19 protein-coding genes and 1 pseudogene are annotated in these 24,521 nt (G+C 34.5%); 13 read left to right on the top strand and 7 right to left on the bottom strand.

The window, feature by feature from the left end; genetic code table 11:
• Positions 1 to 30: 30 nt before the first annotated feature.
• Positions 31 to 1,122: pseudogene (locus GMA17_RS15455) on the bottom strand (phosphohydrolase); the annotation flags it as partial.
• Positions 1,123 to 1,458: 336 nt separating this feature from the next.
• Here GMA17_RS15455 and GMA17_RS03895 point away from each other — a divergent pair.
• Both GMA17_RS03895 and GMA17_RS03890 read left to right on the top strand, forming a co-directional pair.
• Positions 1,459 to 2,637, top strand: coding sequence for an acetyl-CoA C-acyltransferase (locus GMA17_RS03895; RefSeq protein ID WP_248399337.1), 1,179 nt, complete (start codon positions 1,459 to 1,461; stop codon positions 2,635 to 2,637).
• Positions 2,638 to 2,652: 15 nt separating this feature from the next.
• Positions 2,653 to 3,408: a C40 family peptidase gene (locus GMA17_RS03890; RefSeq protein ID WP_248399335.1), complete on the top strand. Its 756-nt coding sequence runs from the start codon at positions 2,653 to 2,655 to the stop codon at positions 3,406 to 3,408.
• A gap of 453 nt (positions 3,409 to 3,861) precedes the next feature.
• Here GMA17_RS03890 and GMA17_RS03885 read toward each other — a convergent pair whose 3' ends face one another.
• On the bottom strand, positions 3,862 to 5,106 hold the full coding sequence (locus GMA17_RS03885; protein WP_248399333.1) for a tetratricopeptide repeat protein: 1,245 nt from the start codon (positions 5,104 to 5,106) through the stop codon (positions 3,862 to 3,864).
• Between the two features lie 9 nt (positions 5,107 to 5,115).
• Complete coding sequence (gene gyrA / locus GMA17_RS03880) at positions 5,116 to 7,698, bottom strand: DNA gyrase subunit A (RefSeq protein ID WP_248399331.1); 2,583 nt, start codon at positions 7,696 to 7,698, stop codon at positions 5,116 to 5,118.
• 259 nt (positions 7,699 to 7,957) lie between these two features.
• Between gyrA and GMA17_RS03875 the strand changes: the two genes are divergently transcribed.
• Complete coding sequence (locus GMA17_RS03875; RefSeq protein ID WP_248399329.1) at positions 7,958 to 10,519, top strand: ATP-dependent Clp protease ATP-binding subunit; 2,562 nt, start codon at positions 7,958 to 7,960, stop codon at positions 10,517 to 10,519.
• Positions 10,520 to 10,600: 81 nt separating this feature from the next.
• Complete coding sequence (locus tag GMA17_RS03870) at positions 10,601 to 10,969, top strand: hypothetical protein (protein WP_248399327.1); 369 nt, start codon at positions 10,601 to 10,603, stop codon at positions 10,967 to 10,969.
• Between the two features lie 49 nt (positions 10,970 to 11,018).
• Here GMA17_RS03870 and hutH read toward each other — a convergent pair whose 3' ends face one another.
• Complete coding sequence (gene hutH, locus GMA17_RS03865; protein ID WP_248399325.1) at positions 11,019 to 12,530, bottom strand: histidine ammonia-lyase; 1,512 nt, start codon at positions 12,528 to 12,530, stop codon at positions 11,019 to 11,021.
• A 117-nt stretch (positions 12,531 to 12,647) separates the two neighbouring features.
• On the opposite strand from hutH, the gene GMA17_RS03860 reads away from it, so the two are divergent.
• Positions 12,648 to 13,685, top strand: coding sequence for a TlpA disulfide reductase family protein (locus GMA17_RS03860; RefSeq protein ID WP_248399323.1), 1,038 nt, complete (start codon positions 12,648 to 12,650; stop codon positions 13,683 to 13,685).
• Between the two features lie 178 nt (positions 13,686 to 13,863).
• Here the strand turns inward: GMA17_RS03860 and GMA17_RS03855 are convergent, their stop codons facing one another.
• Positions 13,864 to 15,444 carry an NAD(P)H-hydrate dehydratase gene (locus tag GMA17_RS03855; RefSeq protein ID WP_248399321.1) on the bottom strand — a complete coding sequence of 527 codons (1,581 nt, stop codon included), beginning with the start codon at positions 15,442 to 15,444 and terminating at the stop codon, positions 13,864 to 13,866.
• Between the two features lie 118 nt (positions 15,445 to 15,562).
• Here GMA17_RS03855 and GMA17_RS03850 point away from each other — a divergent pair, with 118 nt between their 5' ends.
• Positions 15,563 to 16,078: a GNAT family N-acetyltransferase gene (locus GMA17_RS03850; RefSeq protein WP_248399319.1), complete on the top strand. Its 516-nt coding sequence runs from the start codon at positions 15,563 to 15,565 to the stop codon at positions 16,076 to 16,078.
• On the opposite strand, the gene GMA17_RS03845 is transcribed toward GMA17_RS03850, so the two are convergent.
• Positions 16,075 to 17,709 carry an aminopeptidase P N-terminal domain-containing protein gene (locus GMA17_RS03845; RefSeq protein WP_248399317.1) on the bottom strand — a complete coding sequence of 545 codons (1,635 nt, stop codon included), beginning with the start codon at positions 17,707 to 17,709 and terminating at the stop codon, positions 16,075 to 16,077. The genes GMA17_RS03850 and GMA17_RS03845 overlap by 4 nt on opposite strands.
• A gap of 187 nt (positions 17,710 to 17,896) precedes the next feature.
• Between GMA17_RS03845 and gcvT the strand changes: the two genes are divergently transcribed.
• From gcvT to GMA17_RS03810, 7 genes are all read left to right on the top strand, one after another.
• On the top strand, positions 17,897 to 18,979 hold the full coding sequence (gene gcvT / locus GMA17_RS03840; RefSeq protein ID WP_248399315.1) for a glycine cleavage system aminomethyltransferase GcvT: 1,083 nt from the start codon (positions 17,897 to 17,899) through the stop codon (positions 18,977 to 18,979).
• An 8-nt stretch (positions 18,980 to 18,987) separates the two neighbouring features.
• Positions 18,988 to 19,902 carry a glutaminase gene (locus GMA17_RS03835; RefSeq protein ID WP_248399313.1) on the top strand — a complete coding sequence of 305 codons (915 nt, stop codon included), beginning with the start codon at positions 18,988 to 18,990 and terminating at the stop codon, positions 19,900 to 19,902.
• A gap of 21 nt (positions 19,903 to 19,923) precedes the next feature.
• Positions 19,924 to 20,754: a sugar nucleotide-binding protein gene (locus GMA17_RS03830; RefSeq protein WP_248399311.1), complete on the top strand. Its 831-nt coding sequence runs from the start codon at positions 19,924 to 19,926 to the stop codon at positions 20,752 to 20,754.
• A 53-nt stretch (positions 20,755 to 20,807) separates the two neighbouring features.
• On the top strand, positions 20,808 to 21,104 hold the full coding sequence (locus GMA17_RS03825) for a 4a-hydroxytetrahydrobiopterin dehydratase (RefSeq protein WP_248399309.1): 297 nt from the start codon (positions 20,808 to 20,810) through the stop codon (positions 21,102 to 21,104).
• Between the two features lie 94 nt (positions 21,105 to 21,198).
• Positions 21,199 to 21,921, top strand: a complete 723-nt coding sequence (locus GMA17_RS03820; RefSeq protein ID WP_248399307.1) for a YebC/PmpR family DNA-binding transcriptional regulator — start codon at positions 21,199 to 21,201, stop codon at positions 21,919 to 21,921.
• A gap of 19 nt (positions 21,922 to 21,940) precedes the next feature.
• Entirely contained in the window at positions 21,941 to 22,570 is a 630-nt protein-coding gene (locus GMA17_RS03815) for a hypothetical protein (RefSeq protein WP_248399305.1), read from the top strand.
• Positions 22,571 to 22,648: 78 nt separating this feature from the next.
• A complete protein-coding gene (locus GMA17_RS03810; protein ID WP_248399303.1) occupies positions 22,649 to 24,133 on the top strand; it encodes a carboxypeptidase-like regulatory domain-containing protein in 1,485 nt (494 codons plus the stop codon).
• A 28-nt stretch (positions 24,134 to 24,161) separates the two neighbouring features.
• Here GMA17_RS03810 and GMA17_RS03805 read toward each other — a convergent pair whose 3' ends face one another.
• Positions 24,162 to 24,518, bottom strand: coding sequence for a hypothetical protein (locus GMA17_RS03805; RefSeq protein WP_248399301.1), 357 nt, complete (start codon positions 24,516 to 24,518; stop codon positions 24,162 to 24,164).
• Positions 24,519 to 24,521: the final 3 nt, after the last annotated feature.

Raw genomic sequence — 24,521 nt, 5'->3', positions numbered from 1 at the left:
ATAAATTAGCGGTTGCACAAATAAGGTTGCCAAGCCACAAAGCACAAACAAACCAAAAGTTTCCCATTGTAGGGTTTCAACACTTCCTTCATGAATAACGAAGAATGCAAAATAGGCAACAATATATATTAAGGTGATTTGCCCAACGGAAATAAATAAATTCGCTCGTTTGTATAATTCCGACACGGTTAAAATAGTAACGATTCCTGCAATAATTTGTAGGAACATATATTCGTAACTGTTAGGTACTACTAGTCCTAATAGTAAAACCGTTAAAACATGTGTAAACAGGCCCAAACGCGCATCAAAAAAGGCTTTTAGCACCAAGGGCAAAATACAAATTGGGACCACATAAATGTATTGCGAATTGTAATTAACCACCAAGGTTGTGATTAATACCATAAAGGCTACGTTAAAGAAAATAAAGGTCACTTTTACATTATTTTCAAAAACAGACATCCGATATTTTCTTAAAAATAACAACAGCATAAGTAAGGCTAATGCCACTAAAAGAGTGTAGGCAAAAACAATCCATATATAATTAGATTTGTTCCAAACTTGCGATTCATATTCGGATTCTAACGATTTTAAAATTTGAAACTTAACACCTTCTACAACTTCACCTTTAGAGATAATAAGCGTTTCCCGCTCAACACTTCCACGAATATATGAGACTTTATCGAGCTCTTCTTGAAGTACTCGGGATGAAAATTCCTTGTTAAATTCTAAATTTGGTTCTACTAAATCGAAAAACAACGATGTGAATTCATTTTTATAAGTCAACAAATCCTTACTTTCTAAAACCTTGACAATAATTGCTTTTAATTGATTTTCCTTAACTAGGTTTACAAATTGGGTTTGCTCCTTCTCGACGCGACCTTCTAAAATAATGACTTTTTTGGTGTCCGAATAATTATGTTCTTCGTTTAAAACACCAAAATGGTAGAGTTTATCAATTATTTGAATTCCAGCATCCTTTAAATCGTTTCTTGTATAGACGGGAATCGTATCTGAAAAAACCGATTTAAATTGACGTTGAAAATTATTAGTTATTGTGTTTGGAACCGATGCATCTAAATTAAAGTATAATGGTGACGCGTCCTTAATCTCTTGTTTTTCCATGGTAATTTCAGCATCCGTTTTCTTAATGGCGAAATTAAAGGGTGCATAAAGGTTTTCTGATTGCCAAGGTTTTCCTTTTTCGAAATTGTATTTAAATTTACCACTTTTAGGAAATAAATACACAATTAAAAATGTAGTCGATATAAAAAGCAACAGCTTATAGCCTAACGAATGATTTCTATATAGTGTATTTATAAAGTCTTTCATAGATTGGTGAAATATTTTCAAATGTAGTAAAATATAGTCGAAAATTATGGGTGTATAAAATGCTAATCATTCTACATTCTATTAAAAAATGATTAATTTTGTGGGATTAAAAAATTAAACTAGAAAAACATGAGTAAAGAAGTCGTCATTGTATCAGCAGCCAGAACACCAATTGGTAGTTTTTTAGGATCCCTTTCAACTGTTCCTGCACCACGTTTGGGTGCTGTAGCTATTAAAGGTGCTTTGGAAAAAATTAATTTAAAGCCAGAATTAGTTCAAGAGGTTATTATGGGTCATGTTGTTCAAGCCGGCGCCGGACAAGCGCCTGCAAGACAAGCGGCAATTTACGCAGGAATTCCAAACACGGTTCCATGTACCACAGTAAATAAAGTGTGTGCATCTGGAATGAAAGCGGTTATGCAAGCAGCACAAGCTATTGCTTTAGGTGATGCCGACGTTGTGGTTGCTGGTGGAATGGAAAATATGAGTTTAATTCCGCATTATCTGCATGCTAGAACAGGTACTAAATTTGGTCCTGCTAAAATGGAAGACGGGATGCAACGTGATGGATTAGTTGATGCCTACGACCAAAACGCCATGGGTGTTTGTGCCGACGCTTGTGCTACTGAATATAAATTTTCTCGTGAAGATCAGGATGCCTATGCTATTCAATCGTATAAACGATCGGCTGCAGCTTGGGAAGCCGGGAAATTTGATAATGAAGTGGTTCCAGTTGAAGTTCCACAAAGACGTGGTGATGCATTAGTTGTGGATACAGATGAAGAGTTCACCAATGTAAAATTAGAAAAAATACCAGCTTTACGTCCTGCTTTTACCAAAGATGGAACTGTTACAGCTGCCAATGCCTCAACTATAAATGATGGTGCGGGTGCTATGGTTTTAATGAGTCGCGAGAAAGCAGACGAATTAGGATTGAAAGTTCTAGCAACCATAAAAAGCTTTGCCGATGCTGCTCATGAGCCAGAATGGTTTACAACAGCGCCTGCTAAAGCCTTACCTAAAGCGTTAGATAAAGCTGGAATTAATATCAAAGATGTTGATTTCTTTGAATTTAATGAAGCATTTTCGGTTGTTGGTTTAGCCAATATGAAAATACTAGGCTTAAACGATGCCAATGTAAACGTGAATGGTGGAGCTGTTTCTTTAGGACATCCATTAGGGTGTTCAGGTGTTCGTATTTTAATTACATTATTAAATGTTTTAGAACAAAACAATGCAAAAATTGGTGCAGCCGCTATTTGTAATGGTGGAGGTGGTGCTTCGGCAGTTGTTATCGAAAGAAACTAATACCTTACTTTTTGCATGCAATACGGAATTTGTCATTTAAGCATTGTTCCATTACGATTGGAACCTAGTGATACAAGTGAACTTGTGTCCCAAGTATTGTATGGTGATTATTTTAAAGTGCTTGAAAAACGGAAGTCTTGGAGTAGAATCCGATTGGGTTTTGATACCTATGAAGGTTGGATTGATAACAAGCAGTACCTTGAAATTACAGAAGACAATTATAATACATTGCATGACGAAGCGCCTATTCTTTCAACGGATTTAGTTGAATTTATTGAAGACAGCGAAAATCAATTATATCCTATTCCGTTGGGCTCAAGTTTAAACGGATTGGATTTATTACAACATACACATGATGGGAATGCGGTTAGTGAAATAGCTACTAAAGCGCATATTTTAAAAACCGCATTTTCATATTTAAACGCTCCTTATCTTTGGGGTGGAAAAACACCCTTTGGTATAGATTGTTCAGGGTTTACCCAAATGGTTTATAAATTGAATGGTTATAAATTATTCCGCGATGCCTCACAACAAGCCACACAAGGCGAGGCGTTGAGTTTTATTGAAGAAAGCGATCCAGGCGATTTAGCATTTTTTGATAATGACGAAGGACAGATAGTCCATGTTGGTATTATTATGCCGGATAATTTTATTATTCATGCACATGGTAAAGTCCGCATTGATAGATTAGATCATTCCGGAATTTATAATGTAGATACACGCATGCATACTCATAAATTACGCGTTATTAAGCGGATTGTGGAGGGGTAAATAAGTTCAAGTATTATTTAAATATTGAATCTGTTATTATAAAACGAACCCAAAAATCACCACTTTAAACTCAAGAACCAATGAATATCATACCAATAGCAATTGCAATATTCTTAAATATCGCTTTCCTTTTTTGGAAGCTTACCAACGGTCATTTCAAAAAGGAATATGGCAGTACATTATGGAATAAATGGGGAACACGGCTTTTTTATTGGCAAGGTGTTATATATACAAGTACCGGAATTACAATTTTAATCTTGTTTATTTTAAAATGGGCAGGCATTTTGACTTTTTAGTTTTCTAGGAATTAAGTATATTTAGCATACCATGGTTCTTATCAATTAAATTTGTTTCAAGCGCTAGTCATGGAAATCGAATTATTGGATTAACATAAAACAAAAAAATGCTACTGAATTTCAGTAGCATTTTTTTATTCAATTAAACCTATTAGAATTATCCTCCTAAAGCTTCAACTTTAGCTTTCATTTTCTTGTACTTTTCAGTTTCCGCAATGGCACTATAAATATTCATTAGTGTTTTAGAAACCTCTAAATTTTCTGAATCTACTTCTAAAACAGCTTCTAAATAAGGAATAGCTGTTTTATAAAGCTCTTTACGTTCCGCCTTTAGTTCATCATAACGTTTGTTATCAGCAGCGGATGTTCCTAAACCATTCATTTCTTCAATAAGACCTTGCTCCTCACCTAGTATTAAAGCTGCAATATTGGTATGTGCATTTGTATACGTAGGATCCATTTCAATAACCTTGTCATAATATTCTTTAGCTTTGTCATTATACCCAGCTTCAGCCGAAAGAACACCTAAATTGTAAAACAAATCTACATTAGTTGGATCTAAATCAATTGCCTTTTCAATTAGCAACTTATATTCGTCCTTATTACCCAATTTGTATTGTAAGTTAGCTTCTGTTAAAATAATATTAACATCTGTCGGGTTTTGATCACGCGCCAATTTTATAGCCTTTAAAGCTTCTTCGGTTTTCCCTAAATTAACATAAATAAAGGCAATATTTTTTGTGATTTCATTTGCTTTCGATTCTGAAACGCGTTCACCTGGTTTAATGTATTCACCAGTCTTCATATACAAGTCCAGATTTTTTTTGGAAAAGACTTCTTCTTCACCAGTTTCCTTATTAATTGCAAAATACTCCTTGGTAACACCTGTGTATCCAAGTTTATTTAGTTCTAAATAATGGTTTAAAGCCGTTTCATAATCCTGACCACTTACGGCACTAACAGCTGCATAATAAAGATACGTTGTATCACTTGGTACTACACGGTATAATTGTTCGAATTTTGTTTCAGCTTCAGCAAAATTGTTAGCTGTGTACATACTATTGGCTTTAGTTAAAAGCTCGTTTTCTATAGTAGTTGTTAATTCCATTGATTCGGATTCGTAATCCTTTCCTACCAAAATTAAACTTTCAATAGCTTTGTTTAAGTCGGAATTATTTGCTGTACCTTGAGCATACAATGCTTCAGCTACTAATAAATGATATTGGGATTTTTGCTTATCATCCATTCCAGACATCATAGATTCTGCCTGGTTCAATGCTGTTTTGGCTTCAGCATAATTTTTATTTTTTATTGCTTTTTCAGCTGTACGTAACTCTTTTTTTTGAGCAAAAGAAACAGTACTTACTAGAATTGCCAATGCAACTAAAATTGGGTTTCTCATATTATTATCTTAATTATTGTTATTTAATTCGTTTTCATCCGTATCAAAAGTTGTGCCATTATCAGTATCTTGTTCAGTTTCAATAATGTTACCATCTTCATCTAGCAAGGCTTCGTTTTCATCTTCTTCTTCCTTCATTACTTTTGCAACAGCCGCAATAGAGTCACTTCCTTTTAAGTTTATAAGTCTTACACCTTGTGTAGCTCGACCCATAACTCGTAAATTAGCAACAGCCATACGAATGGCAATACCAGATTTGTTAATAATCATTAAATCCTCTTCATCTGTCACCGATTTTATAGCCACCAAATGACCAGTTTTTTCAGTTATAGAAATAGTTTTAACTCCTTTTCCACCTCTGTTCGTTATTCTGTAAACAGCTTCACCATCTTCTGGATCATCAATATAAGTACGTTTTCCATATCCTTTTTCAGAAACAACTAATACGGATTCTTCTTGCGGATTTTCAATAGCAATCATACCTATAACTTCATCGGTATTCTCGTCTTGTAAGCGAATACCTCTTACACCAGACGCATTTCTACCCATTGGTCGAGTTTTGGCTTCTTCAAAACGAATAGCTTTACCAGATTTTAAGGCCAACATAACTTGACTGTTTCCAGTAGTTAATTTGGCTTCTAGTAATTCATCATCCTCTTTAATTGTAATGGCATTAATACCATTAGTTCGTGGACGTGAGTATTGCTCTAGAGCCGTTTTTTTAACTTGACCTTTTTTGGTTGCCATAATGACATAATGGCTATTGATGTAGTCTTCATCTTTTAAGTCTTGCGTACAGATAAAAGCTTTTACTTTATCATCCTGCTCAATATTAATCAGGTTTTGAATAGCGCGACCTTTAGATGTTTTACTTCCTTCCGGAATTTCATAAACACGCATCCAGAAACACTTCCCTTTTTGGGTGAAGAATAACATGTATTGGTGATTAGTTCCTACGAATAGATGCTCTAAAAAGTCTTCATTTCTTGTAGTAGATGCCTTTTGTCCTACACCTCCTCTATTTTGTGTTTTATATTCTGTAAGTGAGGTACGCTTAATATAACCAGCATGCGAAATGGTAATAACCACCTGCTCGTCTGGAATCATATCTTCAATACTTAAATCGCCTCCAGCATATTCAATAACCGAACGACGCTCATCACCATACTTATCTTTTACAACTAATAATTCGTCTTTAATGATTTCCATACGACGTTCTTTTTTCTCAAGAATATCTTTTAAATCAGCAATGGTAATCATTAACTCGTCGTATTCCGAACGCAATTTATCTTGTTCTAGTCCTGTTAACTGACGTAAGCGCATTTCTACAATGGCTTTGGCCTGAATTTCGGATAGTTTAAAACGTTCAATTAACTTCTCACGCGCTTCATCCGCATTTGATGACGCACGAATAAGCGCAATTACTTCGTCAATATTATCTGAAGCAATAATTAAACCTTCAAGTATGTGAGCACGCTCTTCTGCTTTACGCAATTCGTAAGTAGTTCTTCGTACAACCACATCATGTCTGTGTTCCACAAAATGGTGAATCATGTCTTTCAGATTCAATAATTGTGGACGACCATTGACTAAAGCAATGTTGTTAACACTAAATGACGACTGTAAAGCCGTGTATTTATATAAGGTATTTAATACAATATTAGGAATAGCATCACGCTTTAAAACGTAAACAATTCGCATACCGTTTCTATCGGATTCATCGCGAATAGACGCAATACCATCCATTTTCTTTTCGTTTATTAAATCGGCTGTTTTTTTAATCATGTCAGCCTTATTCACTTGGTACGGAATTTCGGTAACAATAATAGATTCACGACCTTGTACTTCTTCAATACGTGCTTTTCCACGCATGACTATACGACCACGACCTGTTTTGAACGCTTCAATAACACCATCATAACCATAAATTGTTCCTCCAGTTGGGAAATCTGGTGCTTTAATATGTGTAATTAACTCATCAACTTCAATATCGGTATTTTCAATATAAGCTGTTATACCATCCACCACTTCACTTAAGTTATGAGGCGGCATATTAGTAGCCATACCAACGGCAATACCTGATGCACCATTAACTAATAAACCAGGAATTCGTGTTGGAAGTACGGTTGGTTCGTGTAAGGTATCATCAAAGTTTAATTTATGATCTACGGTTTCTTTATCTATATCTGCCAGCATATCTTCCGATATTTTACGCATACGAGCTTCCGTATAACGCATTGCTGCAGGACTATCACCATCAACAGATCCAAAGTTACCTTGGCCATCCACTAACATATAACGTAAACTCCATTCTTGAGCCATACGAACCATAGCATCATAAACAGATGTATCACCATGTGGATGATACTTACCTAGTACTTCCCCAACAATTCTTGCTGACTTTTTATGTGCTCCAGTTGCTCTAACACCTAGTTCGTGCATACCAAAAAGCACACGTCTATGTACCGGTTTTAAACCATCTCTTACATCAGGTAAAGCACGTGACACAATGACTGACATTGAATAATCAATGTAAGCCGATTTCATTTCATCTTCAATGTTAATTGGGATCAATTTTTCTCCTTCTGCCATATATATTACTAATTAGATTTTTGTAGGTTTACAAATCGTGCTAATATAACCATTTCATCAGCTACAGCAAGGGTTTCTTTTGTGTTTTTTCGGTTTTTTTATTAACAATTCAAACCCTGCTTTTCGTTAATAAGTATGCTGTTAAATATTTTGTCTTTATAAACATTTTTTTGTCTATTAGCATACAAACTATTATTTAAGGTATGGTTTTTGTCCTTACTAATATGTTTAGTACATTTAATGCAGAAAGGAATTATTTATGGATGACAATTTTTCACCGAGAGTTAAAGACGTAATTGCGTATAGTAAAGAGGAGGCTTTAAGGCTTGGTCACGATTTTATAGGCACAGAACATTTGATGCTTGGATTATTACGAGATGGTAGCGGAAAGGCTATTGATATTTTAAGTGCTCTAGAAATAGATTTAAACCATTTAAGACGCAAGGTTGAAATTTTAAGTCCTGCAAATCCTAATATGGCAGTAACTTCTAATAATAAGAAGAACTTACATCTAACCAGGCAAGCTGAACGTGCCTTGAAAACCACGTTTTTGGAAGCGAAACTTTTTCAGAGTAGCTCCATTAATACAGCACATTTGCTCTTGTGCATTTTAAGAAACGACAACGATCCCACAACCAAGCTTCTAAATAAGCTGAAAGTGGATTATGATAACGTAAAAGAACAGTTCAAGTTTATGATAACAAACGACGAAAATTATCCTGATATTACAGGAGAGCCGAAATCAGAATCTTTTCCGGATGATGATTCAGCTTCAGATGACGACACATCAAAAGATAATTTATTTAATTCACCAACTGGAAAAACGAATAAGAAATCTAAAACCCCTGTTTTAGATAATTTTGGACGCGATTTAACAGCTATGGCGGAAGAAGGTAAACTAGATCCTGTTGTAGGTCGTGAAAAAGAAATAGAACGTGTATCTCAAATTTTGAGTAGACGTAAGAAAAACAACCCACTGCTAATTGGTGAACCTGGTGTTGGTAAATCTGCCATTGCTGAAGGTTTAGCAAATAGAATTGTAAGCAGAAAAGTATCACGAATTTTATTTAACAAACGCGTTGTAACATTAGATTTAGCGAGCTTGGTTGCGGGCACAAAATACCGTGGACAGTTTGAAGAGCGTATGAAAGCTGTAATGAACGAGCTAGAGAAAAACGACGATATCATTCTGTTTATTGATGAAATCCATACCATTGTTGGTGCTGGTGGTGCCACAGGTAGTTTGGATGCGTCCAACATGTTTAAACCAGCTTTAGCAAGAGGTGAAATACAATGCGTTGGTGCCACGACTTTAGATGAATACAGACAGTATATTGAAAAAGATGGTGCTTTAGAAAGACGTTTCCAAAAGGTTATTGTAGAACCAACAACCGTTGATGAAACTATTGAAATTCTAAATAACATTAAAGATAAATACGAATCGCATCACCATGTGGAATATACACCGGAAGCTATTGAGGCCTGTGTGCGATTAACGAATCGGTATATGACAGATCGGTTTTTACCAGATAAAGCTATTGATGCTTTAGATGAAGCTGGTTCGCGCGTGCACATAACAAACATTAATGTTCCAGATCAGATTGTTGAATTAGAAGAACAATTAGAAGCTGTAAAAGCCACAAAATCTAGTGTAGTTAAGAAACAGAAATACGAGGAAGCAGCTAAACTTCGGGACGATGAAAAACGTTTGGAAAAAGAATTAGCCATTGCTCAAGAAAAATGGGAAGAAGACACCAAGTTGCACCGTGAAACCGTTACGGAAGATAATGTGGCTGACGTTGTTTCTATGATGACCGGAATTCCTGTAAATAGAATTGCACAAACCGAAAGTAATAAATTAGCCATTTTACCAGAATTAATTAAAGGTAAAGTAATCGGTCAAGATCAAGCGGTTGCCAAAGTAGTAAAAGCTATTCAGCGAAATCGTGCCGGACTTAAAGACCCAAATAAACCAATTGGATCATTTATATTTTTAGGTCAGACAGGTGTTGGTAAAACGCAATTAGCAAAAGTACTTTCAAAAGAATTATTTGATAGTGAAGATTCCTTAATCCGAATCGACATGAGTGAGTATATGGAAAAATTTGCGATTTCAAGATTAGTTGGTGCGCCTCCAGGATACGTAGGTTATGAAGAAGGTGGTCAATTAACTGAAAAAATTAGACGCAAACCTTATGCTGTCGTGTTACTTGATGAAATTGAAAAAGCACATCCAGATGTATTTAATATGCTTTTACAAGTATTAGATGATGGGTATTTAACGGACAGTTTAGGTCGTAAAATAGACTTTAGAAACACTATTATTATCATGACCTCCAATATTGGTTCTCGTAAACTAAAAGATTTTGGTACAGGTGTTGGTTTTGGAACGTCTTCACAAAAATCTCAAGAAGACGCCAATGCTAGAAGCGTCATTGAAAATGCGTTGAAAAAAGCTTTCGCGCCAGAATTCTTGAATAGAATTGATGATGTGGTAGTATTTAATGCACTTGAAAAAGAAGATATCAATAAAATTATTGATATTGAATTAGATAAACTCATCTTACGCATTAAGGATATTGGCTATACGCTTAAATTAAGTAAAGCTGCCAAAGATTATATTGCAGACAAAGGCTTCGACAAACAATATGGCGCTAGACCATTAAAACGTGCAATACAAAAGTATGTGGAAGATGCCTTGGCTGAAGAAATAATCAATTCGAAAATTTCTGAAGGCGATAAAATCTCCATGGATTTAGATGCTAAAACCAACGAATTGAAAATTAAAATTGAGTCTGGAAAAAAAAAGACTGAATCTTAAAAAATAAATCGTTTAATATTGAAAAACTCCACTTACATTTGTGGAGTTTTTTTATGTCCTAAATTTTACTTAACTTTAAATATGTCTGTTGTAAAAACATATCCGTACGGAACCATTACCTGCCATAACCATTACATGATAGCAGTCATGAATGAAGGCATAACCGTTTTAATTGATTTAAACAATGAACTTTATGATATTGCTAGAAACTATTTTGGCAATAGAAAGTTTGTGTATATTACACACAGAATAAACTCCTATTCGGTAGACCCTAATGTTTATTTCGAAACTTCTAAAATTAAAAACCTTGTTGGTTTTGCTGTTGTCTTTGGCGATTCTGTTAAAATTGACAACACAGATTTTGAAAGTACTTTTATAAGTATTCCCTTTAAAGCATTTCAGACTTTAGATGAAGCTATTGCTTGGTCTGACCAATTATGCAATGTATAAACTTGCCTTTCCTATAAATCCATAGAAACAGCAAAATTTTACGTAAATTTTAAGCGTAGATTTCTTGCACATCTATTTCTAAATTCGATAAAAACGAAACTGAATTTTTAATATCAATATGTAATTCTCTATCATTAGAAACAAAGGACACATCTTGGCGGTAAGCCATTAAAACGGACTCTATAAATGCTGAAGATTTTAAAGGTTTTCTAAAGTACAAAGCTTGAGAGGCATTAAACAGTTCAATGGCTAAAATACGTTCTACATTATGTACTAAAGTATAAGCTTGCGTGGCGGCATTGGCTCCCATGCTTACATGATCTTCTTGACCATTACTAGAAACAATACTATCTATACTTGCCGGACTCGCCAATTGTTTGTTGGCACTTACAATACTAGCAGCTGTGTATTGCGGGATCATAAAACCCGAGTTTAAACCTGGATTATCAACTAAAAATGTTGGCAACCCTCGTAATCCAGACACTAATTGAAACACACGTCTTTCCGATATATTTCCTAATTCAGCCATGGCAATTTTCATATAATCTAAAGCCAAAGCTAAAGGTTGGCCATGAAAATTTCCGCCAGAAATAATTAAATCATCTTGGCTAAAAATGTTTGGATTATCAGTGACAGAATTAATTTCTGTTATAAATGTTTTTCTAACAAAATCTAATGTATCCTTGCTCGCTCCATGAACTTGAGGCATGCATCTAAATGAATAGGGATCTTGTACATGTACTTTATCTTGACCAATTAATTCACTACCCTCTAAAAACTCACGAATACGTTCTGCCGTTTTTAACTGACCTTTATGCGGACGCACCAAATGCACTAATTCATTAAAGGGCTCAATTCTTCCATCAAAAGCTTCTAAAGATGTACTTCCAATCAAATCTGATAAATAAGATAATTTATAGGCTTTCATTAATAAATGAATGCCATAAGCTGACATAAATTGTGTTCCATTTAACAGAGCCAAACCTTCTTTAGATTGCAAGGTTATGGGTTCCCAATTAAATTTCTTCAAAATAGATTCAGCAGTATGAACAGCGTCTTCAAAATACACCTCTCCTTTTCCAATTAGCGGTAGTGCCAAATGTGCTAAAGGAGCTAAATCCCCCGAGGCTCCTAAAGAACCTTGAGTATAAATAACTGGTAAAATATCATGGTTATAAAAATCCAATAAGCGTTGTGCCGTTTCTAACTGCACACCACTATGTCCATAACTTAAAGACTGCACCTTTAAAAACAACATGAGTTTCACAATGGGTTTTGGAACCAATTCACCAGTACCACACGCATGAGACATTACCAAATTTTCTTGAAGTTTGGTTAAATTTTCTTTTGATATTTTTACATTATATAATGAACCAAATCCCGTGTTTATACCATAAATAGGAGAATCTTGATTTTTAAGTTTCTGGTTTAAATAATCCCGACAAGCTTGAATTTTTTTAACAGAACTATCTGCTAATTCCAGTGTTTTGCCTTCTTCTAAAATGGCTGAAATAGTTTCTAAATCAATGGTTTCTTGCGAAATATAATGGATTGGTCTCATGTGCATAAATGTTATCCCAAAATTCCACATTCATTATGTATTATGCAAACAAAAAATGACATTTCATTTATAATTCATGATAATATTCTATTTTTGAATAAACAAACTATTTTAACCATGAAAAAAACCTTAATTTTTGTTGCAGCATTATCCATTTTTGCCTGTAAAGAAGAAGCACCTAAAGACTATGTGACTTTCTCTGGAAAAATAACAAATAAAAACAGCGATTCATTACTTATACGAACCCGTGATTATGCTAAAACAATATCCGTAAATGAGGATGGTACTTTTAGCGATACTCTAAAGGTTGATGCTGGTATATACAACCTTTTTGATGGTGCCGAATCTACATCTATATTTTTAAAAAATGGTTATGACATTGACATGACAATCGATACAAAAATGTTTGATGAAAGTATCAAGTACACAGGAACAGGTTCTGAACACAGTAATTTTTTAGCGGAAAAATCTTTAAAAGAAGAACAGCTAATTGATTTTGAAACTTTAAGTAAAATTTCGGATATGGAAACGTTGGAAACCGAGCTTGATAAGATTAAAACAGAATTAGGAGAGTTTTATAATTCCAATAAAGCCATAGATACAAGTATTACCAATAGTGCAAATAAGAGTTTGGAGCCTATGCTAAAATCTTATAAATCCTTTATTGGTCAAGCTATTGCTTTAAAAAAGGAGTTTCCAAAAGGCACGCCTTCCCCAACGTTTAGCGATTATGAAAACTATGATGGTACAACAACCTCGTTGTCTGATTTAGCTGGAAAGTATGTATATATTGATGTATGGGCAACGTGGTGTGGTCCTTGTAAAGCAGAAATTCCATTTTTAAAAGAAATTGAAAAAGAATACCACGGAAAAGATATCCAATTTGTAAGTCTATCTATTGATGATGATAGAAGCCATAAAGGTTCATGGGATAAAGCGCACGAAGCGTGGAAAGCCATGGTTGCGGATAAAGAATTAGGCGGTATTCAGTTATTTGCTCCAAAAGGATGGCAAACTGAATTTATCCAAGCCTATAAAATAAACGGTATTCCACGTTTTATTTTAATTGATCCTGCAGGAAATGTGGTATCTCCAGATGCGCCAAGACCTTCAAGTGATGAATTAAAAGAACTACTAACAGAATTAAATATCTAAATTCTGAATACTTTCAAAATTAAAGAGTCGCAAAAAAAATGCGACTCTTTTTTTATAATAAAGTTTACCGTCTGCTTTAAAACAATGTCTTACAAATTAGAATATGAGATTCTGCAACCTGTTAAGCATAACAACTAAGAATCCTTATAAATTAGCTCATGTAAATAAGGTCTATCCTTTATTTGGTTTTAGACTTTTTTTCTTTTTTCTCTCCTTCCTTCTCCTCCGCTTCTACTTTGGGAGGTTCAGGCTGTTCAAACAAATTCAAATAGGCATCACCTAATGTATCAATTACATGTGTAGCAGTCATTGCTTCATAACCCAAACCTTGTACCGCAATATCCGCTGATTTTCCGTGTAGATATACTCCAAACACAGACGCAGCCAAAGAATCATAGCCTTGTGCAATGAGTCCGGTAATAACTCCCGTTAAAACATCACCAGTTCCGGCAGTTGCCAATCCTGGGTTTCCGGTTGAATTAATATATATTTTATCTTCTAAAACGGTTAAAGTATAAGCGCCCTTAATCACAACAATTAGGTGATATTTTTTTGAAAATGCTTTAACCTTTTTCAGTTTATCAAAATCATCTTTCCACACACCAATTAGGCGTTCCAACTCTTTAGGATGTGGTGTTAAGACCGTATTCTGTGGCAATAACTTTAATAAATCTTTGTTTTTAGACAGCAGATTAATACCATCCGCATCAATAACTAAAGGTGTTTTGTTGGTAGTTAGAAACACTTGTAAAGCTTCAGCAGTTGCTTTTTCAGTTCCCATACCAACACCTAGACCAATAACCGTTGGAGTAATTGTAAATTGAATATTACTAATCCACTCCTCCTGTTCGTCGGTAATAATCATGGCTTCTGGAAAACTAGACTGAATTGGTATATAACCACATTTAGGCACAAAAGCCGTTACCAATCCTGCTCCAATAGATAGAGCCGAGCGGCTAGCTAAAATAGCGGCTCCTATTTTACCATAACTTCCACCAATTATAAGTGCATGACCGAAGGTTCCTTTATGCGAAAATTTATCACGGGGTTTATAAATGGGCAATACTTCCTGCTTACCTATTAAATCTACAGCTGTTTGGGTTTTTATTAAATATTCACGGTCAAAACCAATATCTAAAACTTCCCATTGTTCCGTAAATTTAGCGGTGTCTGGTAAAAAGAAAGCGAGTTTTGTGGACTGGAAACTCAATGTGTGATTTGCCCAAACCACATTATTATCGTCAGCTGGAACAGCATCTGTTTTCATTCCGGAAGGAATATCAACGGATAGCGTAAATGCTTTAGACACTTTAAAATGTTGAAACAAATTAACCACCCAATCGTCTGCCGGACGATTTAATCCAATACCGAAAACGGCATCAATGATAATATCATCAGGACCAATTTCAGGAAAATCATCATCTGGACCTATAAGCGTAGGCCATTTTTTTGTGGTTTGTTTTATTAAGTCATAATTACACAGAAAATCCCGTGTTCGCTTATCACTGAAGTTAACCACATAGGTATTCACATGGTAACCATGGTTAATTAAATGCCGAGCTACCACCAAACCATTACCGCCGTTATTTCCAATGCCACAAAACACGTGAATAGGTACTTGAGCGCCTTGCATACGTAAATGCAACCAATTGAAAATTTGTATACCCGCACGCTCCATGAGTTCGGTGGATGTAATGTTTTGCTTTTTTGCCGTGAGTTTATCACCTTCGTAAATCTGCTTATCTGAAAATATTTTCATGGGTATTTATTACTTTATTTATATTAATAAAACGGACATGCTTTCAAAAATACAGTTAATTTTATTGTCTTTAAAATTATACTTTTATAACCTATAAAACAGTTACATTTTTTACCAAATGATTAAAATTATTAAAGCGAATGCCAACCATGCCGAAACACTCTCCTTAATTGGAAGGCAAACATTTTTGGAGTCTCATGGTATGAGTGCTTCTAAAGCTGATATAGATTCATATATCAATTTAAAATTCACTAAATCTGTTTTTGAAGCAGAACTGCTGGACACTAACACTATTTTTCATATTCTAATCTATAACGAAACACCAATTGGCTACTCTAAAATAATATATTCCATTTCTGAAAAGAACATCCCGTTTAAAAATGTAACCAAACTAGAACGTATCTATGTACTGAAAGCTTTTCATAATTTAAAATTAGGGAAAGAATTATTTGAATTTAATGTCTCAGTTTCACAAAAACACAACCAATCTGGAATGTGGCTATATGTATGGATAGAAAACCATAGAGCCATTAATTTCTATAAAAAAGCAGGGTTTAAAATTGTAGGGAGTTATGATTTTAAAATTTCACAAACCCATTCCAACCCCAATCATCAGATGCTTTTAACGTATTAATCTAATGCAGGTAATACAAAATCATCCAGAGCGCTTTTCTCTTTCATCAAGGCTTCAATGTCTTTAGATGTTCTAGGCGCCTCTGCTGATAAATTAACGGGACCATTATTAGTAATTAAAATATCATCTTCAATCCTTACGGCAATTCCCCACCACTTTTTATCACAATTACTGCCATCTGGGATATAAATTCCTGGTTCAACAGTAATAACCATATTGTGCTCAAAAGCTCCATAAAGCCCAGGATCATGAACATCCAACCCTAAATAATGAGAGGTGCCATGTGGAAAGTACTGTCTAGCTTCTTTATCATTTTGGGCAATTCCTAAAGCAATTAATCCTTTATGAATAACAGCGCGACTAGCCACATCAACTGCATTAAACCCATTGCCTACCTTGGCTGCTGCAATACCAGCTTCTTGAGCTTCAAAAACTAAATCGTATATAGTTTTTTGCGCTTTGGTAAATTTTCCATTGGCTGGAATAGTTCGTGTAACATCTGCGGTATAACCATGATATTCAGCACCTAAATCCATGATTACCAATTCATTATTTACTTGCATTTTACTATTTTCAATATAATGCAGCACACAGCCATTATTTCCGGCACCTACAATACTAGGATAGCCTTCGTACTCGCTACCATATTTTTTGTATACAAATTCATGAATGCCTTGTATTTCCATTTCGGACATGTTTGGATGCATAGCCTTCATAATTTCACGTTGTCCCATAGCCGAAATGCGAACGGCTTTTGTAAGTAATACCAGCTCTTCTTCAGTTTTAATTTGGCGCAAACCTGCCATTAGTGTGGATAAACTTTGGGTGTCCAAATTCGATTTTGGTGTCTCCTGCTCTATTTTTATAATTTGTTGTTTCAATTCCAAACGCACATTTGGATCTGTTGATTCTGCATAATCTGAAATCACTTTATCCTTTTTTAAATTAGGATAGTACTCCAAAGCACGACCAATATTTTGAGCCACATTGGCACTATTTTCAAGATCTGTGGCTTTAATCATTTCATAAATTCGAGATTTTATAGGATCTGGCAACGTATTTTCATCATATTTAGCTTGTTGCTTAAACTGTTCAATTAAGCTATGTAAATCGGCTTGGTTGCGTTTAGAGTCGCGATAATCATTATTAAAATTATTAAATAAAACTTTATCAAATTGGGAATAATCAACACCTGAATTGTTAAAATCACTACCATTATACGCCCTGTCAAAACCCAATTGATTTTTCACACCTTCAATACCTAACCGTTTTCCGGTCCACTGCTCTGCTTGCGGATTTTTTTCCTGAACATAAATTATTTCGTTGTATACAACACCTTCCGAATTCGTTTGGTTTTCAGAAAACAAAACTAAAACAGCATGTGGTTCTTTATAACCCGTCAAATAATAAAAATCGGGGTCTTGATGATATACGTAATCCACATCATTGGCTCTATTTCTCACAGGATTTGCAAAAAAAACAGCGACAGAATTTTCAGGCATACCGCTGCGCAAGGCGTCACGTCTACTTTTATGAAATTCAGCTGATAAATAATCGGTTGGTAAGCCATCTTGTGCAGGCATATTAAGTGTTATACAAGCCGCAAATGCCGCCATAATAAAATGTTTCATGAGATACGCGTTTTAAACCCATGGTAAATTAAAAGATAAAATAGAACAGACAGCTTTTAACTAAAAAAATTAACAAACTTTTAAGCCTAGATTAACCTTAAGGCAACTCTTTAAAACAGATAAATTTCAATACATTTGTGTCTCAATCGAAGTCTAATTAAAATGTTCGTTTAAACGGAATATACTTATGAAAAATATAGCTTTATCATCAACACATGAAGCATTAGGGGCAAAAATGGTGCCTTTTGCAGGTTTCAATATGCCAGTACAATATGAAGGCGTAAATGTAGAACACGAAACCGTACGAAAAGCCGTTGGCGTATTTGATGTCTCGCACATGGGTGAATTTTTAATCAAAGGACCAAAAGCCCTTGAGTTAATTCAAAAAGTCACAACGAATGATGCGAGCAAATTAACCATTGGAAAGGCACAATATAGCTGCTTACCGAATGAAACGGGCGGAATTGTTGACGATTTAATTATTTATAAAATTGAAGAAGAAACCTACCTTTTAGTTGTTAATGCGGGCAATATTGAAAAGGATTGGAATTGGATTAAATCTAAAAATGATGTTGGTGCCGAAATGGTAGATATTAGTGATGATTATTCACTTTTAGCCATTCAAGGGCCTAAAGCTATTGAAGCAATGCAATCCTTGACAAGTCATGATTTATCTGCCATTAAATTTTACAATTTCGTGGTTGGCGATTTTGCAGGGGTAGAAAATGTCATCATTTCTGCAACCGGTTATACGGGAAGTGGTGGTTTTGAAATTTACTGTAAGAATTCAGAAGTAAAACAAATATGGGATAAGGTTTTTGAAGCAGGTGCTGATTTCGGCATTAAGCCAATAGGTTTAGCAGCTCGTGATACGTTACGCTTGGAAATGGGTTACTGCTTATATGGTAATGATATTGATGATACCACATCACCCTTTGAAGCTGGTTTAGGTTGGATTACTAAATTTACAAAAACCTTTACTAATTCAGATAACTTATCTGAAGAAAAGAAAGGCGTTTTAAAACGAAAGTTAGTTGCTTTCGAGTTAGAGGATAAAGGTATTCCTAGAAGCGGTTATGACATTGTTGATGATGCCGGAAATTTAATTGGAAAGGTAACATCTGGAACCATGTCTCCAATGCTTAAAAAAGGAATTGGTTTAGGTTATGTTTCTCCAGACTACAGTGCATTTGATACTAAAATAAACATCCAAATTCGTAAGAATGCCGTTCCTGCAACGGTTGTAAAACTACCTTTTTACAAGGACTAACATACTCTATGATAGATTACCAAGCCATTTTAAATAAAATACATGCCAACGTAATTCAGGAAGCAGATAAAGGCCATATTGCGCGTTATATTCCTGAATTATCTCGCGTAAATCCGGAGCGTTTTGGTATGCACTTAAAGCTTATTTCTGGTGAAGAATTTGCGGTTGGCGATTCTGAAGTTGGATTTTCCATTCAAAGTATTTCCAAAGTTCTGACACTAGCCATGGCTATGTCTAAAATTGGAACACATATTTGGGATCGTGTGGATGTAGAGCCTTCCGGAAACCCTTTCAACCATTTATCGCTTTTGGAACTGGAAGAAGGAATTCCTCGAAACCCATTAATTAATTCCGGTGCCATTGTAATTGCAGATATTTTGGTTTCCCAATTGGAAAATCCAAAGGCTGATTTTTTAAAATATGTGCAAGATATTACAGGTGATGATTCTATTTCCTATAATTTAAAAGTCGCACAATCGGAAAAAGAAACGGGTTTTAATAACTTTGCTGCGGCTAACCTATTAAAATCCTTCAACAATCTTAATAATTCAGTTGACGATGTTTTAGATTTTTATTTCCATCAATGTTCTTTGGAAATGACCTGCTCTCAATTAACAAAAGCTTTCTTTTTATTTGCCAATAAAGGGAAATGTTTAGCGCAAATGGCTCGCATTACAAAAAGTCAAGCCAAGCGCATTAACGCCATTATGCTTACGTGTGGATTTTACGATGAAGCGGGCGAATTTGCCTTTGAAGTTGGACTCCCTGGAAAAAGTGGTGTTGGTGGTGGCATTGTGGCCGCATTACCACATGAGTTTACAATTGCGGTTTGGTCGCCTGGATTAAATGAACGTGGTAATTCTAAATTAGGCATGAAAGCGCTGGAGCATTTTACAACGCTTACCAATCAATCTATTTTTTAATAAACAGTTCTAATTAAAGCCATGTCGGCAATAGAAAACAAACATAGAATACTTATTTTAGGTGCTAGTGGTTTTATAGGAAATGCGCTTTATAAAGAACTCTGCTCCTATTTTAAAACATTTGGTACCTACCGAACCTCCAAACGTGAATTTGAAAAAAATCAACATTTTTTTCAATATGATGTGGAGGAAGATGATGTGTTTGAAATTTTAGAAATTGTTAAACCCACGATTATTATTTCAGCACTTCGTGGCGATTTTAATGCACAAGTTATTGCGCACGCCCATATAGCACAATATTTACAAATGCATAAAAGTAAATTGCTCTTTTTATCATCAGCCAATGTATTTGATTCCTACAGTAAATACCCAAGTTATGAAAGCGATAAAACCTTAAGTGATAGTGTTTATGGGCATTTCAAAATAAAAATTGAAAACATGCTATTGCGCTTGCCAAAGCGTCAAGTTGCCATTATTAGATTACCAATGGTTTTTGGAAATCAGTCGCCTAGAATAACCGAGATAAAGGAGTTCATTAAAAATAAAGAAGCCATAGAAGTCTTTCCCAATCTGATTATGAATATAGCTACAGATGTAAAATTAACACAGCAAATTCATTATATCATTAACCGAAATAAAAGTGGCATTTTTCATATTGGCAGCACGGATTTAGTCCATCATGACGAATATATTCTAGAAATTATTAACGCATTAGGTTTTAAAAATGTGCTTCTAAAAAATGTGTATACTACTAATGACGACCGCTATTTAGCCGTTTTACCAAAGTATAATCTCTTACCAAAACATTTACAGTTTACAAGCAAAGATTTTATATCAGAAATTGAAATTTAGTTGTTTTTCATTCGTAATTTAGCTATATTCTAAACACTATAAAATAACATACTATGAGTAAATTATTAGAAGAAGATATCGAGAAAAAATTATTGCGCTTTCCAGACTGGGAATATAGCGACAACGCCATCCATGCAGAATTTGAATTTGAAAATTTTAAGGACTGCTTTAGTGCGATGAGCCGAATTGCTTTTGAATGCGAAGCTTTAAATCACCATCCAGAATGGCGCAATGTCTATAACGTATTATACATTTCCTTGTCTACGCATGATGAGAATGGTGTAACAAACAAAGACTTTAAACTTGCCCAAGCTATTGATGCTATCGTCGTTCCTGAAGACGATGAGTAAAATTGTAAACGCTAAGCCATTGTGTTTACTTTATTTTTTTAAATTTGTCAATTAACAAACTATTACTTTTTAATATTTAATTCTTAATTATTTTATGGGAAGAGCTTTTGAATTCCGCAAAGCACGAAAAATGAAACGTTGGTCTGCCATGAGTAAAGCGTTTACGCGTATTGGTAAAGACATTGTTATGGCTGTTAAAGAAGGTGGACCAGATCCCGATTCTAACTCCCGATTACGTGCTGTAATTCAGAATGCCAAATCGGTTAATATGCCGAAAGATAACGTAGAACGCGCCATAAAGAAAGCGTCAGATAAAAGTCAAGGCGATTATAAAGAAGTTATTTTTGAAGGCTATGCACCTCACGGAATTGCTATTCTTGTGGAAACGGCTACAGATAATAATACCAGAACCGTTGCCAATGTGCGTAGTTATTTTAATAAATGCGATGGCAGTTTAGGAACATCTGGTTCGGTTGTTTTTATGTTTGATCATACCTGTAATTTCCGAATTGAAGCCGAAGGTTTAGACCCTGAAGAATTAGAGTTAGAGTTTATAGATTTTGGCGCTGAAGAAGTTTTTGCAGATGACGATGGCATCCTTATTTATGCACCATTTGAAAATTTTGGAGCCATTCAAGCCGAATTAGAAAATAGAAATATTGAAATTCTATCCTCCGGTTTTGAGCGCATTCCACAAGTCACCAAAGCATTAAGTGCTGAAGATGCTGCTGATGTAGAAAAACTTCTAGAGAAATTAGAAGAAGATGATGACGTGCAAAACGTGTATCATACGATGGAAGAAAGTACCGAAGACTAATTTAAATCCGCATTTAATTTTGAAAATAAATCACCTTCTTTTAGCATTAGCGCTTGTATTTTGTTTTTCAGCAAGCTCAAGTTTCGCACAAAAAGATAATAAGAAGGTGATTTATCAGGATTTAGAAGGCGAAAAAATCTGTAAACGTAGATTTAAAAAACGTTTAGACGCGGCATCATTTGTGCAAACCAGAGAAACCGAAAACGTCATCATCAAACAATTACAACCACGAATTATTGAAGGCCAACTTACAGCCATTGCGCAAGGGAGTATTTCTAAAATGGTTACTGCTATTGAAACTATTCTTCAGCAGAAAATAGATCCAGATAAAAATCTACTCCTTCACTATTATAAGCAAAACGATGACATTTTTAAAAAAGATGTCACAGATGCATTATATTGGGGGTTTATGGATAAGCACGCTTCCGAATTCGCTTCGTTTTTAATTGGTAGTAAAGACTCCGGCATCAGTCAAGATAAAGAAAAGCATGTTTTTATTGATGAAACCAACTATTTAGAATCCACCATTTTTTCGGAACCAAATATCCAATTATATCACCTTCTTATTAGGCCAAACGGTTCCTATAAACTGTATTATGGCGAATTTGATATCGTTTATACCATAAATGGTGTATTAGAATATTATTAGCATAAAACACCCTTTTACACTTTTTTTTTCAAAATGTAACAAATAGTCGTTAAATTCGTCTTAACCTAAAACACGACTATGCTATCTAAACTTAAATTTCAAACACTTTTTACAGCTTGTTTTTTATTACTTACCTTTTCTAATTTTGGTCAAACCGTTACGGGAAAAATTTTGGATACTAAGAATGAGCCTATTCCTTTTGCTACCATTCAAATTGGCGAGGATTATGGTGTAATTTCCAACGACGAAGGCAATTTTAACATGCGCGTATCAGGTTTTCAATCTACCGATTCCGTGTACATTTCTTGTATGGGTTATGAAAAATTAGGCTTTCAAGTTCAAGAGTTCGAATCCAAAGAATATGTTTTAAACGATCATGTAAACGAACTTTCAGAAGTCTATGTTACAGACAGAAAATTAGAAATTGATTCTATTTTATATTATGTGAAAACGCATGCTTCAAAAAATTATAGACTAGACCAAACGGCTTTAAAAATGTTTGGACGACGTACCGAATATGTGGATGGAAAAGCAGCAGATTTTGAAATAGAAAAATCGTCTAATTTCAAAAAAAATCAATTGGACGCTTTTAATAAGGATTTTGATGAGTTAGAGCAATCACTTCTAAATAACGAATCCAAACAATACACAGATATGGTTTCTACGCTATATATAAAAGATTCAGAAAACGCCAAGTTGAAAGTTGAAAAGGCGGTTAAGCTTTTAGATGAAACCAATGAGCAGTCATTAGAAAAAATGACCGATAAAGGCAACGATATTGTATTAAAACATTTGGACAAAAGTAAAGTGTATACCGTAAAATCGGGCTGGTTTACCGTTTCAGATTCCGTGTCGTTGGATAATAGAAGTGATAAAGTATCCGATTCTATAAATGCCGTTCGCTTTGTCCGCGAAGCTGCTTTTAATATGGTAAAAGAAGTAAATCCTATAACCGAAGAGCCCGAATTAGATTTCATTACGGATACCAGAAAATATGATTACGAGTTAAAAGGTTTAACCTTTTTAGATACAGAAATGGTTTATATTATAGATTTTAAACCAAGACGAGGTTCTGCAAACTACCAAGGAACCATGTATGTTTCCAATCAAACCTTTGCCGTATTACGTGCCGATTATGCATTTTATCCTGGACGCGTAGGCGAGAAAATTAATTTGCGTTTAATATTAGGGATTAAATTTATTGAGAATAATAAAGCCGGTTCTGTAGCTTACAAGAAAAATAGCGATGGTTACTATTATCCTTATTATATAAAAAGTGAATCAGATCGGTATTTTTACATCAACAGACCTATCAAGTTTATTGAAAATGACAATAGCCGCAATAAAACAGCCTTTAATTTTAAAGTTGAAGGAACTTTCAAAGAACGTACTGAAATATTAATGCTAGATGTAAATTCGGTAAATTCCGCAGCCTTTGAAGCCATCCAAGAAGGAAAAACCATGGATTTCGAAAAGATTAAGAAATACGATGCATCCATTTGGCAAGATTATAATGTGTTAGAGCCGCTTCAGGAAATGAAGGATTTTAAAGTTGAAGATTAATCTTTTACATCGGAATATACTCCATTGCTTAAATTCCAACAACAAAAATCCAAAAAATCAAAATAATGAACAATGCGGAACCAACTATATATATCAGTGATAGATTTCTCCACAATTCTATCATTTCATATTCTTTTACATAATTTTTATCATTTAATTTTGGTTTAGCAAATGTAATAATCAAATAAAATATCGTAACAAAAAACATAAAAACCCAAATACTTATAAATATCTTGTCTTTTAAAATAGCAAGAAAAGATAATAAGTTGGAAAGCACTAATAAGGTTATTCCATATCTAACAGCAACCCACCAATTTTCGTATTTGCTCCAAATTTTAATATAAGGTTTCGCTATAACAATAAATAAATGTTCAAATAAAATCATGCG

Source organism: Bizionia sp. M204 (genome assembly GCF_023205095.1).
Lineage (GTDB): Bacteria > Bacteroidota > Bacteroidia > Flavobacteriales > Flavobacteriaceae > Algorimicrobium > Algorimicrobium hallyeonense.
Note: the sequence above shows the minus strand (reverse complement) of the source record. Positions and strands in the feature narration are given on the sequence as shown.

Bases quoted from the DNA above. Each gene is read 5' to 3' on its own strand.
- GMA17_RS03895 (WP_248399337.1), top strand. From the start codon at position 1,459: ATGAGTAAAGAAGTCGTCATTGTATCAGCAGCCAGAACACCAATTGGT.
- GMA17_RS03890 (WP_248399335.1), top strand. From the start codon at position 2,653: ATGCAATACGGAATTTGTCATTTAAGCATTGTTCCATTACGATTGGAA.
- GMA17_RS03885 (WP_248399333.1), bottom strand. From the start codon at position 5,106: ATGAGAAACCCAATTTTAGTTGCATTGGCAATTCTAGTAAGTACTGTT.
- gyrA (WP_248399331.1), bottom strand. From the start codon at position 7,698: ATGGCAGAAGGAGAAAAATTGATCCCAATTAACATTGAAGATGAAATG.
- GMA17_RS03875 (WP_248399329.1), top strand. From the start codon at position 7,958: ATGGATGACAATTTTTCACCGAGAGTTAAAGACGTAATTGCGTATAGT.
- GMA17_RS03870 (WP_248399327.1), top strand. From the start codon at position 10,601: ATGTCTGTTGTAAAAACATATCCGTACGGAACCATTACCTGCCATAAC.
- hutH (WP_248399325.1), bottom strand. From the start codon at position 12,530: ATGAGACCAATCCATTATATTTCGCAAGAAACCATTGATTTAGAAACT.
- GMA17_RS03860 (WP_248399323.1), top strand. From the start codon at position 12,648: ATGAAAAAAACCTTAATTTTTGTTGCAGCATTATCCATTTTTGCCTGT.
- GMA17_RS03855 (WP_248399321.1), bottom strand. From the start codon at position 15,444: ATGAAAATATTTTCAGATAAGCAGATTTACGAAGGTGATAAACTCACG.
- GMA17_RS03850 (WP_248399319.1), top strand. From the start codon at position 15,563: ATGATTAAAATTATTAAAGCGAATGCCAACCATGCCGAAACACTCTCC.
- GMA17_RS03845 (WP_248399317.1), bottom strand. From the start codon at position 17,709: ATGAAACATTTTATTATGGCGGCATTTGCGGCTTGTATAACACTTAAT.
- gcvT (WP_248399315.1), top strand. From the start codon at position 17,897: ATGAAAAATATAGCTTTATCATCAACACATGAAGCATTAGGGGCAAAA.
- GMA17_RS03835 (WP_248399313.1), top strand. From the start codon at position 18,988: ATGATAGATTACCAAGCCATTTTAAATAAAATACATGCCAACGTAATT.
- GMA17_RS03830 (WP_248399311.1), top strand. From the start codon at position 19,924: ATGTCGGCAATAGAAAACAAACATAGAATACTTATTTTAGGTGCTAGT.
- GMA17_RS03825 (WP_248399309.1), top strand. From the start codon at position 20,808: ATGAGTAAATTATTAGAAGAAGATATCGAGAAAAAATTATTGCGCTTT.
- GMA17_RS03820 (WP_248399307.1), top strand. From the start codon at position 21,199: ATGGGAAGAGCTTTTGAATTCCGCAAAGCACGAAAAATGAAACGTTGG.
- GMA17_RS03810 (WP_248399303.1), top strand. From the start codon at position 22,649: ATGCTATCTAAACTTAAATTTCAAACACTTTTTACAGCTTGTTTTTTA.
- GMA17_RS03805 (WP_248399301.1), bottom strand. From the start codon at position 24,518: ATGATTTTATTTGAACATTTATTTATTGTTATAGCGAAACCTTATATT.